We start from the raw sequence: 21,532 nt of genomic DNA on the forward strand, positions 1-21,532 counted from the left end.
CTACTTTAGTAATATTGAAATGCTCTACCAAGTACTCTGGTAGGATTAATTTTAGTAATTCTTTGCTGTCCATCATAACACAAAGATATTATTTTATCTTTTCCTCCCCAAGTTTTGTACCTGATCCAAAGTTATTCTAATTTAAATAGAAAGAATGAAATCAGGTACAAAAAATATAGAAACTACCTAACCTTCCTAATAAGAAATATCCTAGCTTACTTGTAAGTATTTCTTTTGACTTCAACTAAACTCTATTTTTTATGTAAAGAAACTATCAATAATTTCTTCAGCAATTAATAATCGTCTCTTTACTTAATTTTCTCTTCTTTAGAGAAAGTATACTTTTTATTTCTTTGTATAATTTCATTGTGAATAATGCCAATTGTGAAAGCTATCTCTGCATAAATAACTTACTTTATGATCTGTGATTCACTTGTATATTTCTACTTCTATAACAGGATATAACTGCATCTTACTGAAGAAGATAGATGCTTTTTTATAACTATTGATATAATTAATAAATAAAGTTATTTCATAACTCTTTCAATTTGTTAATTTAATTATATATTAGCATTAAATTTTGTTAATATATAAAATATAACAAAGTTGTTTAAAATATAAGATTAATATTAAACTTAGAATATGATAAAAAAGACTACTATTTTACTGGCACTAATTAGTTTTGGTGAAATGTATGCACAAAGTGGTATAGGAGTCACTACCCCTCATCCCACAACAGCCTTAGAGATTAGCGCATTAGACAAAGGTATTTTAATTCCTAGAGTTACATTATTAAATGAATTAGATACAAGTAGCATTAAGGGTGGGGATTTGCCAGAAAGTTTACTAGTATATAATCTTGGTAACAAAACTTTGATTCCTGGCTTTTATTTTTGGGAGGATAAAAAATGGAACGCTATTTTATCCAATACTACTTTGCAGCATTATTTAGAACTTAATAATACGTCAAATAATGTAGATATACACTATGACAATGGAGACTATATTTTTACTTGGAAAGATGATAATCAAGTAGAAAATAGCATGAGAATAAGCCAAGTTATTAAAGCCTTTGAAAGTATAACTTCTATAAGTAGCGCAGAGGATGCTCAAATAATTTATATTTCTGAAAATGGAGTTAAAACGACCGTTGATGTAAATACACTTTTACAAAAAAGTGATGCTTTTGTTAATTTTATTAAACAGCTAATAAGTAACGAAGTGGTGTTTCCTATAACAAAATTTGTAGCCGAAAGTGGAATTTCAATTACTTCCAATACAGAAGGCAATAACACTACCTACACATTTCAAAGTGATTCTAGCGGTATTGCTTTAGAGGGGGATGTAATTGGAAATGCAAATAAAAGCAGGGTTGTAAAAATTCAAGGAACCGCTCTAAGCGAATTTAAGCCTGTATCTTCGGGACAAGCTTTAGTTTATGATTTAGAGAGCAACATGTGGATACCAGGTAAACCTATTTTTAGCACAGATGATTTACAAGACCGCGCAGATTTGAAAACAGATAATATTATAGTAATTGGAGAAGCCACTAGTACAGTCACCCTTGCTAGCAATGCAGTTTTAGCTCCTACCCAATTAAGTATAAAAGATAGTTCGATTCCATTAACTAAGTGGCAAGTAGGAAGTGCTAATTCAATTTTGACCACAGATGCCTCAGGTATGCCCCAATGGTCTGTCAAGCCAAGAACCTTAATACCAGAATACTTTTATTTACCCCCACTTCAGTTATCTGTAATACCTGGTACTCAGAGTACCATAGACTTGTATAATATATACAGTACTCAATATGGTGGGAGTGATGTTATAAAAAGCGATTCTTCGGCTTCTTTACCGATTTTTCAAGCAGAAGAGCTAAATTACTACGTTATTTATTATGATAAAGAGGTATTCCATTCATTATCCATTAATACAAGTGGGGTTTTAAGTTTTACAGTTTTTGATAGTCCAAAACCATCAGAATCCACTTTCCTTACGGTAGTTTTACAAGTAAAGAAGTAAGTTTTTAAAAGAAAAAAAAACAAGATGAAAAATATATTATTAGGCTTACTTTTAATGATTTCTTATAGTAGTTATGGTCAGTTGAATAGAGCTTTCCCTCATTTATTACCCTTGACAGGGACATCAAAACCTAATGGAATCACTGAAGGTACTGGAGTAAATCCTCCTACAAATAGATATACAGTTGATGGTGTATATTTAACAGAAGCAAAACTTGCTTCTTCAAGTGGCTTTGCACTTGAAGGAATTACATTTACTTCCGAATTTGGAATCATTGTAGAATTCGATTATGCTATGTTTGGTGGTACTTCAGTGGCTGCCGATGGTTTAACTTTATTTTTATTTGATGCCAATGAGGATTTTATACTAGGAGCATTAGGTGGAGCATTAGGTTATTCGTATGGCTACGATGCTCAAAATAATAATGCTTTAATTCCAGGAGTGCCTGGAGGATTCTTAGCTATTGGTATTGACCATTATGGTAATTTTAAATTAAATTCTCCAAATACTAGTAGCCACTTTGAAGGCTTAGAATTTACACGAGACCGATTTGCTGATGATGGGAAAAATCATGTTACTATTAGAGGTGGAAGGAATATTGCAGGCAATATAAATGAAAAGTTAGGTTATCCCATGCTTTTTACCAGATCTGTAAGCAATGTTAGTGTTAATAACGCTAGGTACACCCAAGCAAAACTTAATTCTAAAGGAGAATACGATATGGATAACTTTGGCTTTTATAATGAATTCTCTCTTTACACAGGTAGAAATAGCGATAATACTATAAAATATAATAGGGTGTATGTTGAAATCAACCCAACTTCTATTGACAATACCCAAGTATATGTTACGGTAAAAATTACTTCAAATGGAGAAGAGAGAATAATAGTAGAAGACTTACTTTATAATTTGACTACGAAAGCTCCTGATATTAATAACCAAATTTACACGGCACAAACAAATTACCCAGATTTGTTTAAAATAGGTTTTTCTGGTGCTACAGGGGCTTATCATATGAACCAAGTAGTAAGAAATGTAAGAGTTAGCTTACCCTATGAGCCTATTGTTCTAGAGGATACTGTTAGTCTTGATATTTCAAGATTTTATAGTAATAAAGGCAAGGAGGTTCAAATATTACCTTTTGCAAATGATATGTTTTATTCCGGAGGTTTATACGATTCTCCAAAAAAGGGTAATACATCAGATTTTATTGATCGGAATTCATTTAGATTTGAGGATAGCTTAGGAAATCCCTATCCCCCAGTGGTAGGAAGTAATTTCGATTATGAAGATATAGTTAATGGAGTTTTATGGAAATATAATCCTACAACCCAAGAGGTAACCGCAGTTTTAACAAAAGATTTTTATGGAAGTCAGGGAGAATCAAAAAAACTTAGCATTTACTATTCAGCAAAAGGCAATAATATCGGGGGAGGACCATTTGGACATGAATACTATAGAAGTTTCCCTACTTTAATCGAGATAGAGTTAAATCAAGATAGTGAGTTTTCTTTTCGTGTAAATCCTAATATGTCAATTGAAACTAAGGTGCATTAAAATTTTTATTCAAATAAAAATTTAAGAGATAAGTAAACTAACTCCAAAAGACTCGATGCTCTTCTGGGGTTAGTCTAATGCTTTTCTATTTTTAGTTGAAGGCTTGATTATATAATCACTACGTGTTATATATAACTCTTATATATTTCCTATTTTACAAGGGAGCCAATCCCAATATAGACAATAGTTCCAAATCTTCAGATGTTTTTGGGTTTGGCGTAACTAGTAATCTTTCATTTTCTCCCGTAAATATTGAGTTAGCACCAGCTAAAAAACATAAAGCCTGCTCAGTTTGGTTCATTTCAAGTCTACCTGCGCTTAATCGAACCATAGTCTTAGGCATTATTATTCTTGTTGTAGCAATCATCCGTATCATATCCCAAATGGGAACTTTAGGAAAATGCTGCATTGGGGTACCCTTTACTCTAGATAAAGCGTTAATGGGTACAGATTCTGGATGTTTTTCTAAGTTAGCTAGAGTATACAGCATAGAAACTCTATCTTGAGTAGTTTCACCAAGACCGATAATACCACCCGAACAAACAGTTATACCGGCTTTTCTAACATTTTCAATAGTTTGTAAACGATCATCAAATTTCCTAGTGGATATGATTTCTTGGTAATGTTCCTCTGAGGTATCAATATTATGATTATAAGCCATTAATCCAGCTTTTTGCAGCTTATCTGCCTGGGATTCACTTAGCATTCCTAGTGTACAGCAAACCTCTAAACCCAAGTCATTTACTCCTTTAACCATTTCTAATACCTTATCAAAATCGCGGTTATCCCTGACCTCTCTCCAAGCAGCAGCCATACAAAAACGGCTTGAGCCATTTTCTTTGGCTTTTTTAGCGTAATCGATAACATTTTTATAGGGTAAGAGTGCTTGTACTTTAATATCTGTGTGATATCTAGCTGCTTGTCCACAATAAGAACAATCCTCCACACAACCTCCTGTTTTTATAGAAAGTAAAGTACTTAATTGAATTTTTGAAGGGTCATGGTTTTGTCTGTGTACCTGACTTGCTTTAAAGATTAATTCCAATAAGGGCATGGTGTAAAGAGCTTCAATTTCTTTGAAGTCCCACTTTTCACAAGCTGTAGTTGTCATAAAATGCAATAATTTAATGATTGTTTTTCATTAGAAATTAGAATGCTCTTAAACGTTTTATCTATTTGTACAAATAATAGCTGTGGTAGATAAAATGCTCTATTGGAGTTAACTCTAAAATATAATGTTTAATTTTTTTATTTTTTTGAACATTAAGCGTTCAATTCCTATCTTTGGTGCCAAAACTCGTAACTTTTAAATTAAAGTAAGGGTACCAGAATTAATATTATGCCTAGTCCAGTTAGATTTTCTTACCAAAGCTTTATCCTTCTGGATAAAAATTCAAGTCAACCTATTTACTTACAAATTTCTCAAGAATTAGCAATTGCTATTCAAAGAGGAATTTTGATATGTAACCAAAAACTACCAGGTTCACGTGTTTTAGCGCAAGACCTAGGTGTACATAGGAATACTATTACAAGGGCTTATGAAGAACTGCAAGAGCAAGGTTGGATAGAAATTAAACAAAAAAGTGGAGCTTTTGTAATTAGTTTGCAAGAAAGAAATTCTATAAAACACTCTAAAAGCACTATTGCTAACCAAGGCTTTCTTTATAAATCAGGCTTTAGTTTTACTAGTTCTAATCTACTTAGTGACCCTTTCGAATACACAAATTCTACATTGGTTTTTAATCATGGTTCTCCAGATGTGAGTCTAGCACAAATTAAGGAGTTGGTGAATTTATATTCCATGAATATGAAGCGAAAAAGTAACCAGAAAAAAATGGGGTATTATCAAGAAAGAGGAAGTGAGTATTTTAAAAGACAATTATCCAATTATCTAAATCTTACTAGAGCCTTACATATCAATAAGCATAATTTACTTATTAGTAGGAGTATGGAAATGAGTCTGTACATTTTATGTCAAGTACTTATTAAGCCTTTAGACAGTATAGTAGTAGGTGACCTAAGTTATTTCGCAGCTAATATGATATTCCAAAAGGTCGGAGGTAAAATTCTAAAAGTGAAGGTAGATAACTATGGGATTTGTACTAAGGACTTAAGGAATATTTGCCAAAACAATTCTATTAGAGCTATATATACAATGCCTCAAGGACATTATCCTACTACTTGTAGTATGAGTAAGACAAGGCAGTTAGAACTTATTACTTTAGCACAAGAATTTGATTTTATTATTTTTGAAGACGCCTCTGATTATGATTTTAGTTACTCTACTAACAATAGTTTATCCTTAATAAAACAAGATCCTAATGCAAGAGTAGTCTACATAGGTTCTTTTGGGAGAAGTTTAGCTCCTGGTTTCCGAGCTAGTTTTATTGTTGGCCCACAGGATCTTATCGTAGAATTAGAAAATTATGCTAGTTTAATTGACCGTCAAGGTGATGTACTTATGGAATTAGCACTTGGAGAGATGATTGAAGAGGGTAGTGCAGTGCGACACTTAAATAAAAGTATTCAAGTCTATAAAAGGCGTAGAGATAATTTGGCATTATTGTTAGATACTTATTTAAAAGATTATTTTAAGTATGATTTGCCTAATTCGGGATTAGCCATTTGGGCACAAGCAAAAATGCCTATTAACCTTCTAAAACTAAGTAATTTAGTACACGCTAAAGGTTTGTTTATTCCAAAAAATATTTTATATCAAGATAAATTTACTACAGGAATTAGAATTGGATTCGGACATTTACAAGATCATCAAATGGAAGCAGCCATACAGATAATAGCTAATGTCTTAGTAGAGAATCCTGATTTAATAGACAAGTAAACATAGGTAAAAAAGAAAACTCTTTTGAGTTTGCATTCAAGAAGTTAGCAATACTCAAAAGAGTTTTAAGACCTATTTTAGTTTCTGGACTTAAAATTTATTCAATCTATTATTTTAAAACAAATAGTAGTAATAGATTGAGAACTATGCATTTTAAGGATAAAAATAAAAAGGAATCTAGTGTAACAGTACGATTTATAAGACTTATTACCACAAGGGTAGGTAAAATAAACAAGGCCATTACCATTGGTACAAATAATGAATTATATACCATTTTTGCTAGTCCATCTGTATAAATATCTAATACATAAGAAGCTCTTAATATCCAGAGTATTAAATTAATAAAGCATAAAATGAATAGAATAATATCTACTGCTTTTAAAAATTTAATTTTCTTTTTCTTCTGTAATTCTAGGTCTTTCATTTGCATTTGCTAATTCCCATGCTGTTGCAAAAACAAGCTGAGCTCTTTTTGTTAATAAATCCATGTCAATTCTTTCATAAGTATCTCTTGGTGTATGGTAATCATCATGAGCTCCATTATAGAAGAATACTGCTGGTATACCGTGTTTTGCAAAGCTATAATGATCAGAACGGTAATAAATTCTTTGTGGATCGTTATCGTCATTAAATTTATAGTCAAGATCAATTCCAACAGAAGACTCGTTTGATTTAATTACAATATCATGTAAGTCTTGGCTAATTTTATCAGCACCAACTACAAAAACGTAATCACCTGATTTAGTGTATTCGTGACTTCTTCTACCAATCATATCAATATTGATATTAGATATGGTATTTTCTAGAGGGACAATTGGATTCTCTACATAAAATCTAGAACCATATAGACCAAACTCTTCTCCAGTTAAGTGTATAAATAAAATAGATCTTTTAGGAGTAATACCTTGATCAGCTAGATCTTTAAATACTCTAGCTACCTCCATAACTGCAACAGTACCAGAACCATTGTCATCTGCACCATAATGATACTCTCCTTTATCTAATCCCATATGGTCATAATGCGCGGAGATAATTAAAACTTCCTCTGGCTTTTCACTTCCTGGTATAAAAGCCCACACGTTTTCACTGTCTTTTAAGTTTGCTTTTGACTTCATGAAGCTTGCAGGAACATCTTGAAAATAACTATCTGCATTTGCGGGGGCAGCGATATTATTATTTTGGTAATGTTTTTGCAGATAGGCAGCTGCTCTTTTTTGGCCCACCTCGCCAGTTCTACGTCCTTCTAAATGTTCAGAGGTAATTACTTTTAGGTACTTGCTAATAGAATCCTGATTGACATTTTGCCAATAAGCAGTACTGTTTTCATGGGGTTGATGTGCTTTTTTGGTAGCTGTACAAGCAGACAAAATAATTGCTGCAGAGCATAAACCAAAAATTAAATTTCTTTTAATCACAATTAATTAGGTTTTAGTTAGTCCGTAAATATAAACACTTTCTTAATTCTTACCTAGTATTTTAAAATTGGTTGTAGAATCTTATCTTTGTTAAAATATAAAAAAGTAATGAGTAAAGTTGTTTTCATAACTGGTGGTTCATCTGGAATAGGTAAATGCGTAGGTGAATATTTAACCCAGAAGGGATTTACAGTATATGGTACTAGCCGAAATCCAAATAAAGTAACACAAAGTAAATTTGCATTAGTAGCTTTAGATGTTAGAGATCCACAAAGTGTAAAAAATGCCATTGAAGAGGTGCTACAAAAGGAAGGGCGTATAGATGTCCTTATTAACAATGCAGGAGTAGGAATAACCGGAGCAATTGAAGAGGTTAGTCAAGAAGAAATCTTAAATAATTTTCAAACCAATGTATTTGGTCCCATTGACGTTATAAAAGCTGTTTTACCTTCTATGAGAGCCCAAAAAAGTGGTCTTATTATCAATGTAACTTCAATTGCAGGCTACATGGGATTACCATTTAGAGGAATCTATTGTGCCTCTAAAAGTGCTCTAGAAATGGTTACTGAATCGTTGAGAATGGAGCTTAAACCTTACAAAATTCAAATAACAAATGTGGCTCCAGGAGATTTTGCTACTAATATTGCTCAGGGAAGATATCACGCTCCAGTATTAGAGGATTCTCCTTATAGAGAAGCTTATCAAATGTCCTTAGAAATGGCTAATGCCCATGTAGATTCAGGAAGCGATCCAATTGAGATGGCAAAGAAAATATACCAAATCATAGAGACAAAGAAGCCAAAAGTACGTTATCAAGTAGGGGAGCCCTTACAAAAATTCTCACTTTTTCTAAGAAAAATTCTTCCTAGTAAACTCTACGAGAAACTCTTAATGAATCATTACAAAATCAAAGAATAAAATATAAAGTAAAATATTTATTAAACACAGATTTATGTTGTAATTTTACCAAACAACATAACATATATAAGAAATATATTACTATGAAATTTTTTATTGACACAGCTAACTTAGAGCAAATTAAAGAAGCAGAGGCACTTGGTGTTTTAGATGGTGTTACAACCAACCCTTCTTTAATGGCTAAGGAAGGCATTACGGGAGCACAAAACATCTTAGATCATTACAAAGCAATTTGTGATATCGTTGACGGAGACGTTAGTGCAGAGGTTATCTCTATTGACTACCAAGGAATGGTGGAAGAAGGTGAGAAATTAGCAAGTTTAAACCCACAAATTGTCGTTAAATTACCAATGACAAAAGATGGTGTAAAAGCTTGTAAATACTTCTCTTCTAAAGGGATAAAAACAAATGTTACTTTAGTTTTCTCTGCTGGACAAGCTTTATTAGCTGCTAAAGCAGGAGCTACTTATGTATCTCCTTTTATAGGAAGATTAGATGATATTTGTACAGACGGATTAGTTCTTATTGAAGAAATTCGTCAAATTTATGATAATTATAATTATCCAACACAGATCTTAGCGGCTTCAGTACGCCATACAATGCATATTGTAGATTGTGCTAAAATCGGTGCGGATGTTATGACAGGTCCTTTAAGTGCTATCACAGGTTTATTAAAACACCCATTAACAGACTTAGGTCTTGCACAATTCTTAAAGGATTACGAAAAAGGAAATAAATAAACTTTATTTATACAACTTACTTACAAACTACAAACTAAGAAAAGGCAGTCCATAAATGGACTGCCTTTTTGATTTAAATACATTCATTTCTAGGTAGTTTATACTTAGCATAATTTTTTCAGTTCTATACCCCATAGCATATTTAATAATAATGTATCTTTAGATATCATCTTATTATAAATGGATTAATGATGGAAAATTCTTCTTTTTGGAAAACGAAAATAAGTAGTCTTTTAAATATTCAATACCCTATTATTCAGGCTCCTATGTTTGGTGTGACTACACCTGAGATGGTAGCAAAAGCAAGTAATTCTGGAGCTTTAGGCAGTTTAGCTTTAGGAGATCTTCCACCTGAAAAATGTAGGGAATTAATTTTAAAAACTAAAGAGTTAACGAATAAACCTTTTGCTGTCAATTTGTTTTTACACCAATTACCTGCTTTAAATCACTCATTAGAACAGAGTTACAATAAGACTAAAAATTACCTAGAAGAAAAGGTAAAAGAAAAAGGTCTTCAAGTTGTATTTCCATCTTATGACTCACTTTACTTTACTAATTACAAAGATCAAGTCGATACTATTATTGCTTCAGACTGCAAAATTCTTAGTTTTACTTTTGGTACTTTAGATGAGGATTCGATAGAAAAATTAAAGAAAAATGATGTATTTCTTATAGGAACTTGTACTTCTTTACAAGAGGCATGTTTACTTGAAGCAAGCCAAATAGATATAATTTGTGTACAATCCAATGAGGCTGGTGGACATCAAGGTACTTTTTTAAAAGATAAAAGTTCCCAAATAGGAGGGTTGGCATTGCTAAATAATATTTTTCAAAATGTGAAAGTTCCTATAATTTATGCCGGTGGACTATGTAATGCACAAACAATTGTGGCAGCAAAAACACTTGGAGCTCAGGGTTTTAGTTTAGGGACCTATTTTTTAGGAGCTTTAGAAAGTGCTTTAAATAATTTTGAAAAGCAGGTTTTAATGAACGCCACTCAAGATGATCTTGTCCTTACCAATAGCTTTTCAGGTAGATATGCTAGAGGTATAGGTACTTGTTTTACTACAGAAATGGAAAAAAGTGGTTTGATTTTACCTTATCCATTACAAAATAAACTTACTTCTGCTTTACGTATGGAGGCTAAAAAACTAATGAGAGCTGAATTTTTGAGTCTGTGGGCTGGTCAAAGTTTGGGAATAATTAGTCAAGAATCTACCGAAACTTTAATTCTGAATTTAGTGAAACAAGTAAATGCTTATTTAGATATAATATAAAAGCAGTAATATATAATATTACTGCTTTTATTATTTCTATTCTGTTATTCTTTTTTAGGCTTTGCTAAGTAGTCAAAAAAGTAGTTAGCAATTTTAGTGTTAAGATGTTCTCTATCTTTTCCATATACATTATGTTCATGCGTAGGGTATAGGAAATAATCTACTTGTTTATTTGCTTTAATACATGCTTCAATAAATTCCATAGAATGCTGTTGTAATACAACAGGGTCTTGGGCACCATGAATAATTAAAAGTTTATTTTCTAGTTTATGCGCTTGACTTACTAGATTATTTTTTTCATAACCTTCAGGATTCTCCATTGGTGTGTCCATATATCTTTCACCATACATGATTTCATAGTATTTCCAATCCATCACCGGACCACCTGCAACGGCTACTTGGAAAACTTCCGGATAATTTAATACTAGAGAAGTTGCCATAAATCCTCCAAAGCTCCAACCATATACTCCAATCTTATCTTGATCAACAAAAGGTAAATTCTTCAAATACTCAATTCCTTTTAATTGGTCAGCCATTTCTGCTTTACCCAATTCTTTATGGATTACATGCTCAAAATCCCTACCTCTATTTTTACTTCCTCTATTATCCACAGTAAAAACAATATATCCATTTTGTGCCATATATTGCAAAAATAAGTTAGAACCTCCTAACCATGAATTTGTTACTAGTTGTGCATGAGGTCCACCATAAACGTAAACCAATACTGGATATTTCTTAGAAGGATTAAAATTACTTGGGTAAATAATTCTTGCATTCAATGTAGTTGTAGAATCACCAGCCTTGATTTCTAATAAATCCATCTTAGGCATATCTATTTTTCCTAAAAAAGGATTTTGAACATTTTCAAGCTCAACTTCTTTATTAGACGCTGTATTTACAATACTTATTCTATTTGGAGTTTCAATATTGTTAAACTCATCAATAAAATAAGACTTATCTTGGTTAAGTAAGATCTTATGCGTTCCCGAACTAGGAGTTAGGGCAGTAGTGACACCTTTATTAATATCTACACTAAAAAGATTTTTATCCAGGCCTTTATTTGTGATTCCAATATAGTAAGCTGTATTTCCCGTATTATCAAATCCTAAAAATTGATCTACAATAATATCTTGATGACCAAGATTTTTCTCCAACTTTCCATCTGTATTATATAGATACATTTGTCTATACCCTTGATGTTCTGAAAAGTGAATAAACTTCTTAGAATCTTTAGGTAAAAAGATTAATCCCTGAGAAGGTTCCACATATGTTGTAGCCTTTTGTTCAAAAAGAGTTTTCTCCAATTCACCTGTTGCAGCATTATACTGGTTTAACTTTAGATTATTTTGTTGGCGATTCAAAATTCCTACATAAACGTAGTTCCCAGATGGATCCCAGGTAACCATAGTTAAAAACTGATCTTCATAACCAGTATTAAGAATTATCTTTTCTTTTGTATAAACGTCATAAATAACTAATGATACTCTTTCGTTTGGCATTCCTGCCATAGGATACTTCAGAGGTTCACTTTTTGCTATGCGTTGTTGCCAATCCACTAGGGGATAATCAAATACAAAACTTTGATCATTTTTATAAAATAATAATTGGTCTTGTTTTGGACTCCACCACATTCCTTGATCTACTCCAAACTCATTACGATGAGTAAATGGACTTCCATTAACTATATCTTTATTAGGATCATTAGTAACAATAATATCTTCCCCTTTATTAGTAGTTATAATAATATTGTTATCTTTTAACCAAGCTATAAAGTTTCCATCTCTTGAAATAATTTCATTTTCCCCTTTACTATTAAATGTAAAGCGGTTTATAATTTTATTAGTTTTAAGATTTAATTGTATAACGTGTTTAAACTTATTATCCTCTTGGATAACAGAGAAAAGTATTTCGTTTTCGTTTACCCATTGTAAATCCGAAGGCAGTCTTTTCAATTTAAAATTAGTGAACTTCAATTGAGAATTAAGTATATTCTCTAATTCTAAAGCACTCATTAAGAACTGATTTTCCCATTTGTTGTCTTTAGACTTTAAAAATATCGTATCCCTATTATTGGATATAACAGTAAAAGAATTATTGTCTTTCCATTTAGGTGAGGATAAGCTTGAGATAGCAAAATCATCAAATTGTCCAAAAGTAGCCTCCCCAATAGTAAATCCACGTTGAGAATACATAATAGAACTACCTAGTAACATAGCTACTAGAAATGTCTTTTTCATAATTGTATTTTATTAATTATTTCAAACTTTCTGCTGACAGTGTAAATTTTCACGATTATATAACAAAAAGTAGACCAAGTTACAAAAAAACAATTTTAATTAGAAATACATCTACAGTATTCTGTTCGAAAATATATAAAAATAGAAGTAACTACTATGCATAACATTGCCTATCTGCTTAAAATACAATCTCTTATGCGATATTAAGGCTGGTAAGTACTTAGTAGATCTAAAGGAGATAGTAGAAGGAGGGAAGCTATAACTTTTTAATAACCACTAGATACTTATATATAACTATCATTAAAATAGGCAGTTACATATCTTACATATAAGGTTAAGTATAAAATTTTATGTATCTGTAAATTTCGCATATTTCCTAGGGAGTATCGATTATTTTAAAATATGAGAAATTTGAGCAGGCTTGTTATGAAATAGATATGGCCCCCTACTAGCTTTAGGTAAAACCTCATTAAATATCAACTATGAAGAGAAAAATAAACTTAAGTGAGCTGAACTTAAAAGTCTTACTTTTTAAAAGTTTACATGGAAGTCATTTTTCGCATAATTACTCAGAGGAAAATTTATTTTAAAAATACAAGAAATTTAATCCTTACAACCTAGCAGGTAGAATTATTGTAAAAATTTACTATCCTAGAAAGAAAGACTTATTTAGGAAGAATGAGGAAGGCCTACAACTTTATTAATAATTAATTCTACTCAGAATTTTTACAATGTAGTATATCATTTCACTCAGCATTATTATAGCTAAGAGATATTGGAATAAGCAAAAAAAACGAGGCTAAATAGAATTATTTAACCTCGTACTATTTTATGCAAAAAAGAATATTTAGAAAAAATATTAACTATTCTTTTTTTTACCATTATTAAATTTTATACCAGCTAAAGGAGATTTAGGATCCTTTGATTTAAAACTTTTTGGTTTATCCTCTGTTTTCTTAAAAGTACTTGTTTTACTTTTAGTACTCGGAGATTTTTTAAAAGAACTCTCTTTAAAATAAGATTCTTTCTTTGAAGAATCCTTTCCTATTTTCTCCCTATTAACTTGTAAAACTTTCATAGGATCTTTTGGTTCCTCTTTAGTCCCTCTCAAATATATGACCAATCCATTCAAGAAATTTCTAAGAATTTGGTCCATACATTCCACATATTTAGGGTGGTCAGAACTTCTAAAAAAGTTACCAACTTCACCTTTGGAAATACGGAAATTTACTAACTCTAAAATTTCTACTATTTGGTCATCTCTTAATTGAAGAGCAACACGTAACTTTTTAAAAATATCGTTATTTGTCATTTTCTCTAATTTGTAGTAAAGGTAAATAAAATAATTATAGCTTGTCTTTTAATAGCTTAATTTCATCTCTTAATCTGGCAGCATTTATAAAGTCTAGGTCTTTTGCTGCAGTTTCCATCTCTTTACGTTTAGTCCTAATAAGTTTCTCTATATCCGCTTTACTTTTGAATTTAATTTCAGCCTCAGTTAATTTCAAACTTTCAGCTTTAACTAATTCATCATAACTTGGCTTAACTAAGTCATTAGTAATTGCTTTGTTAATAGCAGTAGGGGTTATATTGTGTTTCTCATTATAAGCATTTTGTTTACTTCTTCTATAGCTTGTTTCATCTATAGTTTTCTGCATACTAGCGGTGATTTTATCTCCATACATAATAGCTTTTCCATTTACGTTTCGAGCTGCACGTCCAACTGTTTGTGTTAAAGATCGGTGACTGCGTAAAAACCCTTCTTTATCTGCATCCAAGATAGCAACAAGAGAAACTTCAGGTAAATCTAGACCTTCACGTAGTAGGTTTACTCCAATTAAAACATCGAAAAGACCTTTTCTAAGATCTTGCATAATTTCAACCCTTTCTAAAGTATCGATGTCTGAATGTACATATCTACACCTGATACCAACTCTAGTAAAATACTTAGCTAGTTCTTCTGCCATTCGCTTGGTTAAAGTAGTAACTAAAATTCTTTCATCTACTTTTACTCTTTGATGAATTTCTTCTATCAAATCATCTATTTGATTTTCAGTAGGTCTAACCTCAATAATAGGGTCTAATAATCCTGTAGGACGTATTAATTGCTCAACATAAACACCTTCCGATTTTTGCAATTCATAATCAGCAGGTGTAGCAGATACATAAAGTACCTGATTTTGCATCATTTCAAATTCCTCAAATTTTAAAGGACGGTTATCCAAAGCAGCTGGTAATCTAAAACCATATTCTACAAGATTTTCTTTACGAGATCTATCTCCACCATACATAGCATGAACTTGAGAAATAGTAACGTGGGATTCATCAATAACCATTAAGTAATCATCTGGAAAATAATCTAATAAACAGAATGGGCGACTACCTGGTTCACGGCCATCTAAGTAACGAGAGTAATTTTCAATTCCAGAACAATATCCTAATTCACGGATCATCTCCAAATCAAAATTAGTTCTTTCTTCTAAACGTTTTGCTTCTAAAGGTTTACCAATTTCTTGGAAATAATCTACCTGCTTAACCATATCTTGTTGTATTTCCCAAATGGCTTTTTGTAAAACATCCGGAGAAGTAACAAACATATTAGCAGGGTAAATATTTAATTGGGTATATTTTTCAATTACTTGAGAAGTGGTTGGATCGAAAACTTCTATATCTTCAATTTCATCACCAAAAAAATGAATTCGAAATGGGTTATCCGCATAACTAGGGAAAATTTCAATAGTATCTCCTTTAATTCTAAAGGTACCAGGAGTAAATTCTGCTTCAGTACGAGAATATAAACTTTGCACTAAACGGTGTAATACCTTTGTACGACTAATAACTTGATCGAGTTCTAAAGAAATAACATTTTTTTGGAACTCCGTTGGATTTCCAATACCATAAAGACAAGAAACAGAAGCAACAACAAGAATGTCTCTTCTACCAGAAAGTAAGGCAGAAGTAGTACTAAGTCGCATCTTTTCCAATTCCTCGTTTATAGATAAATCTTTCTCTATATACTGACCTGTTACTGGAATAAAAGCTTCTGGTTGATAATAATCATAGTAAGAAACAAAATATTCTACCGCATTATTTGGAAAGAAGTTTTTAAATTCTGTATATAATTGAGCAGCTAAAGTTTTGTTATGAGCTAAAACTAGGGTAGGACGTTGTACTTGCTGAATAACATTTGCAGCAGTAAAGGTTTTACCTGAACCAGTAACTCCTACTAGAGTTTGGTACTTTTCACCCTCTAAAATTCCTTCGCTTAATTTCCTAATTGCTTCCGGCTGATCACCGGTTGGTTTATAATCCGATTTTATTTCAAATTTCATAATATAGTATTACTCAAAAGCAAAGTTAGGTATTATAAAATAAAAAAGCGCAAGAGTAATCTTGCGCTTTCTATATTTAATACTGATGTATAAGAATTAGTTAATTGTGAAAATAACTTTTCTTGCAATCTTACGAGCTTGCGCTGAATTTTTGTTTACATCATTATCAATTCCTTTACCAACAGCAGAAACTCTTGATGCATCAACTCCAGAGTTGATTAACATTTGCTTAACTGCGTTAGCACGTTGAGTTGATAATTTATCATTGTAAGAAGCGTTTCCGATAGCGTCAGCATATCCTGCAACTTCAACTTTCGCTGATGGGTTATTTTTAAGGTAAGTAACGATAAAGTTGATTCCTTCTACTGTGCTAGGCTCAGTTTTGTTAAAATCAAAATAAGCAGCAACGTATCCTTTGTTGATTAATTCTTTAATCATCTGAGCGTCATCTCCTTGAACACTGTTTCCAATGTTTCCGTATTTATCTTCTACGAATCTTTCGATGTTGTCAGCAATACCATTGTTGTTTAAGTCAATGTTACGTCCTCTAGAGTCTACTAAAGCACCAGCTGGTGTGTTAGGCTCTAAATCTAAGTAGTCAGCAACTCCGTCTCCGTCAGTATCAACTAACATAGTTTCGATGCTTGTCACTCTTTGGTTTAATGCATTGATCTCTTCGTTTTCTTTAGCAGCGTCACTATACCAGTCTGCATGTTGAGCATGTTTACCTAAGTAAATAGATACCCCTACAGAAGCGTTGAACATTGTTCCTTGGAAAGTAGATCTGTGAGTTTGAGACATCCCATCAAAATTCATATTTTGTTGAAGATTTTGAATCACAGTAAAGTCAGCGTTTAAAGCTACTCTGCTAGCAACTTTAATTTGACCTGTTAACCCAGCCATTAAATGACCCATGTTATCGTTTCCACTGAAGTTATTTCCGTGTAACCAAGAGTATCCCCCCCCTGCGTGTGCTTGAACGTTGATTGTTTGCGTCCAGTTCTCAAAGTTTAAGATACGTCCTAAGTTTACAACCCCTTCTAAACTTGTTCTGTAGTACTCTGTGTGTGCGTTTGTTGAATTATTAGTCCATTTTTTTAAGTTGTCATAACCAAAAGATGCTTTAACACCAAATTTGTTATTTAAACTATAACGAACTCCACCATCTAAGTGTAAGTTTTTGAAAGTTTCTGCAGAAGTTCCTCCAGAAATCGCTCTTGATGGTTTTGCAAAACCACCGTTGAAGTCAAGTGACCATCTATTGTAGTCTTTCTCTTGAGCCACTGCAGACCCAACAACTAACAAAGATGCCAATAAAGGTAATGTTAATTTTTTCATAGTTGTAATTTTAATTTCCACTAACTGATAATTAATATTGTTTTTTACTAATCGCTTTATAAAGGCAAATATAATGTAAAGTTTTTAAAAATCTCTAATATTGAAACAAATTATATAAAAAACTCCCTAAAAAATTTATTGTTTAATCTCATAACTCTTGAAAACAACATAGATATTAGTACAATATTGAGTAAAAACATGATTTTAATAAATAATTCTTATCTAATTTAGCAAATTTTAATTAAAAGAAAAAATTAAACTTATGTTATTTTTCTAACTTTATTTAGCCCGTATATACTAAAAACTTGTTATTTAAGCCATTTTTGGAAGCTAAATAATGTATTTTTAGTTAGAATAATTCTAAAAAAGTCTTGAAAACGCCTATTTTTCTCATAGGTTACCTTAATTAAAGGGGATATTTTTCAATATATTGTAAAGGGTAAATTATAAAAGGGGAGTGGTTAAGGTTTTTTTTAACTAGGGATATAAAACAAAAAAAGTCTTTCTGTTTAGAAAGACTTTTAATATTATTTTAAATCAGGATGATTCTTAAGCAATTTTGCTTCCATTACAAAAGTAGCAAATGGTAGAAGGGAAGCTATAAGTACTAAAACGTAGGTTTTAAAACTCCAGCGTTCAGAAGGTTTAAGTACAGTTGCCAACACTACATATAGAATAAACAAAATTCCGTGAGCCCAACCAACATACTTAACTGTAAGTGGAGAGTCTAAAAAGTATTTTAAAGGCATTCCTACAAATAGTAATAATAATAAGGAGATACCTTCTAAAGTGGCTATCAGTTTAAAAAATTTAATCATTTTAAGTTTATTTATTTTTGCGCTAAAATACTACAATAATGTAGGATACAAAAAAAAGGAGAATCATTTTATGAAAATGACTCTCCTTTTTTTATATACTTAAACAGACTACTAAAAAGCTTGTAATTTGCTATTATAATCTCTTAAATCTGCTAGATTATGCTTATTATTAATATCCTTAAAAAGAGATATTAAATACTGTAAGCTTTCAAGGTCAGTTGAAGTAATCTCTTGTTGGATAACTTCTTCTAATTCTTCAATAGGTTCGTCCGTAGGAATAGCGATTAAAAATGCATTGTTATTCTCTATGTGCTCGTAAGTTAGTCTAATTGCTTTTACTAGAACTGGTTTTTCTTCTAAAAGAGCGAACTCTCTTAATTTTTTTAGATTAGCAACAATGTTGTCCACAACAAGACCATCAGAAATTAAATCTGATTGGATCTGTTTAATAAGTTTTAATGCGTTAGCGTTTTCCACGGTATAAATCTTTTAATACAAAATTATTTATGCAAAAGTAAACTTTTTCTTATTATATAGAGTCTAAAAAGATACTTTTTTAATAAATATTTATTTTTTAAACTTTAAATAGGATTATTGGTAGCAGGTTTAGTAGAATTAGTAAAGAATATGATAATAAATACTTATAAAAGGAAGCTTTTTTATAGCTTTAGTAGATATGATATCAATGTGATACGGGAAATTAAAAATATACTAATAGGAATCTATGGAGAATTTAGCGCATAAAGTAAAAAATGCTAAGGTTTAGATTTGAATAGTTAATAGAAGAAATAAACATATAGCAGTTTTTAAAAACTCTAAGTTCAATACAAGCACGAGAAAAAAGTTTCTTATTAAAGCTAAAGACTATCTAATTTGAAAAAGGCGTGCATTTAAGGAAAATGTCTATTAAATAATAACTGATACTAAATATGTAGCAACTGCCAAATTCTATAACGAAAACTTTTATTTGCATAAAAGTATTATAATGTATATTATGTAAAATAGAGTTTTGGAGTACACACCTACCATGTGCTTTTATTCTTTAATCCCTGATTGCAGATCTAAGTGTGAAAAACTTTTTTTTTCTTTAAATTTTATATTTGTGATTCTTTTATTTATTTCTTTAAATACGCTAAGCTTATATAGTATCTAATTCAAATAAAAATCTTCGATACATATAATATACTTGTATATAGATAAAAAATTTACCTTTGGGACAATTATTAATTATTATGCTGTATCTATTACTAAGTATTCTTGGAAGTGTTTTTGTAGGAGTTTTATTTAAATTCAGTAAACAACAAAATACCAATATCTTTTATATGGTATTGATCAATTATATAATTACAAGTGCACTTTCTTATTTTATATTTAAAGTGGATATTTCCCATTTGCCACAGGATTTCCCATTTATAACCACGCTACTTTTAGGATTACTATTACCGAGTATATTTATAGCTCAATACTACTCTATTGTATATGCTGGTATTATTAGAACCGATGTAGCTCAAAGAATGTCTTTGTTTATACCTATTATAGCGGCTATATTTTTTTTTAAGGAAGATATCAGCCCTGGTAAATATGCAACTCTAGCATTAGGATTAATGGCAGTTTATTTAATCTTGAGTAAAAGCACTACCCAAAGTGCTTTAAAAGACACAAAACAAGCTATTTACTTTCCAGTAATTGTTTTCGTTGGCTTTGGAATAATAGATATACTTTTTAAGCAATTGGCTCTGTATTCTAGTATACCTTATACAAGTAGCTTATTTTTTGTATTCGGATTCTCGCTTTTTATAACTCTATTGTATTATGCTACCATGGTAGTAATTGGGAAGGAAAATTTATTTTTTTTAAATAAGCCAACTATGGCCTATGGACTAGTATTAGGAGGATTGAATTTTATCAACATTCTTTTTTATATGAAGGCCCATCAAGAATTCGCCTCCAATCCTACAACAGTTTTTGCAGGAATGAACTTTGGAGTGATTCTTTTAGGAACTTTAATTGGGTATTTTTTCTTTAAAGAAAAATTGAGTTGGAAAAATGTTATAGGAATTCTAATTGCTATGGTAGCAATTAGCTTGATTCTTTTTGTTTTTTAATAAGTAAAGCAGGCTCAAAGCACTTTTGGAGTCCTTCTACCCCTCTCCCATCGTTTTTTAGTGTTGTATATTTTACATAATATACATTATAATCTTAATAGATTATCACTATTTTTATTAAAATTTTACGAATAAAATAATTATATTATGAATTATGTATGTTATTTCTTTTACAACTTTATCGAAGATGCTTTAATTATATTTTTTACGTTCTATAATTTTATATAAACCACTTTTAACCAGTATTTAAATAATCTTTGTTTAAATATTACAATAAATAATTCCTTGTATTAAGATAACTATTGACTTAATCTAAATTGTAGCATTCATAGATTATAAGTAATCACTCCTTAAGTTATATAAACCCTTTTAAACTGCATCCAAATATTACTAAGATTTAAACTTATAACTTATTTATGTGATACAAGAATTAATATGAGCCCGTATTACATATTACTTGCTTTTTTTAGGGTCTTAATACCCTCTTATCCTAAAGTTTACTATAATATTTATAAAAAACTAAGCTCTAGGATATGGATCTTAAAGTTTACTTAAATAGAATAGGAGGCTGAAGATTATTTCTTCAGCCGACCTTTCACACCACCCGGCATACCAATGTCATTAAGTTAGTGCTAACTATTTGATTTTCAATGTATTAAATTTGTTTTTATGAATTGAAATACGTATATTTACCTGATAATAAGGCATTTATAATTGAAAACACAATTCTCCGAAAAAGTTTTAACGAAGCTACAGACAGAAATTTTTAGTACCTTTCTAAAAGAAGAATATAGAATGAATAAGAAGTACTTTAGTAGAGAAAGGAAACAATCTTTTTCAGGGACAATATTGTTCTTGTTAAATTTTTTAACTAAGAGTGTTCCTTTAGAAATATTGAATTTTGTAAAATACATAAGTCAGTATAAACCTGAACAAC

16 protein-coding genes are annotated in these 21,532 nt (G+C 30.9%); 8 read left to right on the forward strand and 8 right to left on the reverse strand.

Annotation, left to right across the window (positions count from 1 at the left end; all coding sequences use genetic code 11):
* The first annotated feature begins 642 nt into the window (after positions 1 to 642).
* A complete protein-coding gene (locus tag ACYSNX_RS11280; RefSeq protein WP_461754774.1) occupies positions 643 to 2,019 on the forward strand; it encodes a hypothetical protein in 1,377 nt (458 codons plus the stop codon).
* A gap of 24 nt (positions 2,020 to 2,043) precedes the next feature.
* On the forward strand, positions 2,044 to 3,576 hold the full coding sequence (locus tag ACYSNX_RS11285) for an L-type lectin family protein (protein WP_461754775.1): 1,533 nt from the start codon (positions 2,044 to 2,046) through the stop codon (positions 3,574 to 3,576).
* A gap of 154 nt (positions 3,577 to 3,730) precedes the next feature.
* On the opposite strand, the gene bioB is transcribed toward ACYSNX_RS11285, so the two are convergent.
* Positions 3,731 to 4,687: a biotin synthase BioB gene (gene bioB / locus ACYSNX_RS11290; RefSeq protein WP_461754776.1), complete on the reverse strand. Its 957-nt coding sequence runs from the start codon at positions 4,685 to 4,687 to the stop codon at positions 3,731 to 3,733.
* A 228-nt stretch (positions 4,688 to 4,915) separates the two neighbouring features.
* Between bioB and ACYSNX_RS11295 the strand changes: the two genes are divergently transcribed.
* Together ACYSNX_RS11295 and ACYSNX_RS11300 are read left to right on the forward strand one after the other, a co-directional pair.
* Positions 4,916 to 6,415: an aminotransferase-like domain-containing protein gene (locus ACYSNX_RS11295; RefSeq protein WP_461754777.1), complete on the forward strand. Its 1,500-nt coding sequence runs from the start codon at positions 4,916 to 4,918 to the stop codon at positions 6,413 to 6,415.
* Between the two features lie 146 nt (positions 6,416 to 6,561).
* Entirely contained in the window at positions 6,562 to 6,711 is a 150-nt protein-coding gene (locus ACYSNX_RS11300) for a hypothetical protein (RefSeq protein WP_461754778.1), read from the forward strand.
* A gap of 90 nt (positions 6,712 to 6,801) precedes the next feature.
* Here the strand turns inward: ACYSNX_RS11300 and ACYSNX_RS11305 are convergent, their stop codons facing one another.
* On the reverse strand, positions 6,802 to 7,830 hold the full coding sequence (locus ACYSNX_RS11305) for a M28 family peptidase (RefSeq protein ID WP_461754779.1): 1,029 nt from the start codon (positions 7,828 to 7,830) through the stop codon (positions 6,802 to 6,804).
* 108 nt (positions 7,831 to 7,938) lie between these two features.
* Between ACYSNX_RS11305 and ACYSNX_RS11310 the strand changes: the two genes are divergently transcribed.
* From ACYSNX_RS11310 to ACYSNX_RS11320, 3 genes are all read left to right on the forward strand, one after another.
* Complete coding sequence (locus ACYSNX_RS11310; protein WP_461754780.1) at positions 7,939 to 8,748, forward strand: SDR family oxidoreductase; 810 nt, start codon at positions 7,939 to 7,941, stop codon at positions 8,746 to 8,748.
* Positions 8,749 to 8,831: 83 nt separating this feature from the next.
* The gene (fsa, locus tag ACYSNX_RS11315; RefSeq protein ID WP_461754781.1) at positions 8,832 to 9,488 is read left to right on the forward strand and encodes a fructose-6-phosphate aldolase; all 657 of its coding nucleotides are present in this window, start codon (positions 8,832 to 8,834) and stop codon (positions 9,486 to 9,488) included.
* A gap of 188 nt (positions 9,489 to 9,676) precedes the next feature.
* The gene (locus ACYSNX_RS11320) at positions 9,677 to 10,765 is read left to right on the forward strand and encodes an NAD(P)H-dependent flavin oxidoreductase (protein WP_461754782.1); all 1,089 of its coding nucleotides are present in this window, start codon (positions 9,677 to 9,679) and stop codon (positions 10,763 to 10,765) included.
* 44 nt (positions 10,766 to 10,809) lie between these two features.
* On the opposite strand, the gene ACYSNX_RS11325 is transcribed toward ACYSNX_RS11320, so the two are convergent.
* From ACYSNX_RS11325 to ACYSNX_RS11350, 6 genes are all read right to left on the reverse strand, one after another.
* The gene (locus ACYSNX_RS11325) at positions 10,810 to 13,002 is read right to left on the reverse strand and encodes a S9 family peptidase (protein WP_461754783.1); all 2,193 of its coding nucleotides are present in this window, start codon (positions 13,000 to 13,002) and stop codon (positions 10,810 to 10,812) included.
* Between the two features lie 859 nt (positions 13,003 to 13,861).
* Positions 13,862 to 14,314: a DUF1456 family protein gene (locus ACYSNX_RS11330; RefSeq protein ID WP_461754784.1), complete on the reverse strand. Its 453-nt coding sequence runs from the start codon at positions 14,312 to 14,314 to the stop codon at positions 13,862 to 13,864.
* Between the two features lie 34 nt (positions 14,315 to 14,348).
* On the reverse strand, positions 14,349 to 16,334 hold the full coding sequence (uvrB, locus tag ACYSNX_RS11335) for an excinuclease ABC subunit UvrB (protein ID WP_461754785.1): 1,986 nt from the start codon (positions 16,332 to 16,334) through the stop codon (positions 14,349 to 14,351).
* Between the two features lie 96 nt (positions 16,335 to 16,430).
* The gene (locus ACYSNX_RS11340) at positions 16,431 to 17,672 is read right to left on the reverse strand and encodes an OmpA family protein (protein WP_461754786.1); all 1,242 of its coding nucleotides are present in this window, start codon (positions 17,670 to 17,672) and stop codon (positions 16,431 to 16,433) included.
* A gap of 527 nt (positions 17,673 to 18,199) precedes the next feature.
* Positions 18,200 to 18,490, reverse strand: coding sequence for a DUF3817 domain-containing protein (locus ACYSNX_RS11345; protein WP_461754787.1), 291 nt, complete (start codon positions 18,488 to 18,490; stop codon positions 18,200 to 18,202).
* Between the two features lie 111 nt (positions 18,491 to 18,601).
* Positions 18,602 to 18,967: a hypothetical protein gene (locus tag ACYSNX_RS11350; protein WP_461754788.1), complete on the reverse strand. Its 366-nt coding sequence runs from the start codon at positions 18,965 to 18,967 to the stop codon at positions 18,602 to 18,604.
* A gap of 734 nt (positions 18,968 to 19,701) precedes the next feature.
* On the opposite strand from ACYSNX_RS11350, the gene ACYSNX_RS11355 reads away from it, so the two are divergent.
* Positions 19,702 to 20,595, forward strand: a complete 894-nt coding sequence (locus ACYSNX_RS11355; RefSeq protein WP_461754789.1) for an EamA/RhaT family transporter — start codon at positions 19,702 to 19,704, stop codon at positions 20,593 to 20,595.
* Positions 20,596 to 21,532 lie beyond the last annotated feature (937 nt).

This window comes from Myroides sp. LJL115, assembly GCF_054871665.1.

Coding starts and splice junctions, on each gene's coding strand:
- ACYSNX_RS11325 (WP_461754783.1), bottom strand. CDS start 13,002: ATGAAAAAGACATTTCTAGTAGCTATGTTACTAGGTAGTTCTATTATG.
- fsa (WP_461754781.1), top strand. CDS start 8,832: ATGAAATTTTTTATTGACACAGCTAACTTAGAGCAAATTAAAGAAGCA.
- ACYSNX_RS11345 (WP_461754787.1), bottom strand. CDS start 18,490: ATGATTAAATTTTTTAAACTGATAGCCACTTTAGAAGGTATCTCCTTA.
- ACYSNX_RS11295 (WP_461754777.1), top strand. CDS start 4,916: ATGCCTAGTCCAGTTAGATTTTCTTACCAAAGCTTTATCCTTCTGGAT.
- ACYSNX_RS11330 (WP_461754784.1), bottom strand. CDS start 14,314: ATGACAAATAACGATATTTTTAAAAAGTTACGTGTTGCTCTTCAATTA.
- uvrB (WP_461754785.1), bottom strand. CDS start 16,334: ATGAAATTTGAAATAAAATCGGATTATAAACCAACCGGTGATCAGCCG.
- ACYSNX_RS11300 (WP_461754778.1), top strand. CDS start 6,562: ATGCATTTTAAGGATAAAAATAAAAAGGAATCTAGTGTAACAGTACGA.
- bioB (WP_461754776.1), bottom strand. CDS start 4,687: ATGACAACTACAGCTTGTGAAAAGTGGGACTTCAAAGAAATTGAAGCT.
- ACYSNX_RS11340 (WP_461754786.1), bottom strand. CDS start 17,672: ATGAAAAAATTAACATTACCTTTATTGGCATCTTTGTTAGTTGTTGGG.
- ACYSNX_RS11280 (WP_461754774.1), top strand. CDS start 643: ATGATAAAAAAGACTACTATTTTACTGGCACTAATTAGTTTTGGTGAA.
- ACYSNX_RS11310 (WP_461754780.1), top strand. CDS start 7,939: ATGAGTAAAGTTGTTTTCATAACTGGTGGTTCATCTGGAATAGGTAAA.
- ACYSNX_RS11285 (WP_461754775.1), top strand. CDS start 2,044: ATGAAAAATATATTATTAGGCTTACTTTTAATGATTTCTTATAGTAGT.
- ACYSNX_RS11320 (WP_461754782.1), top strand. CDS start 9,677: ATGATGGAAAATTCTTCTTTTTGGAAAACGAAAATAAGTAGTCTTTTA.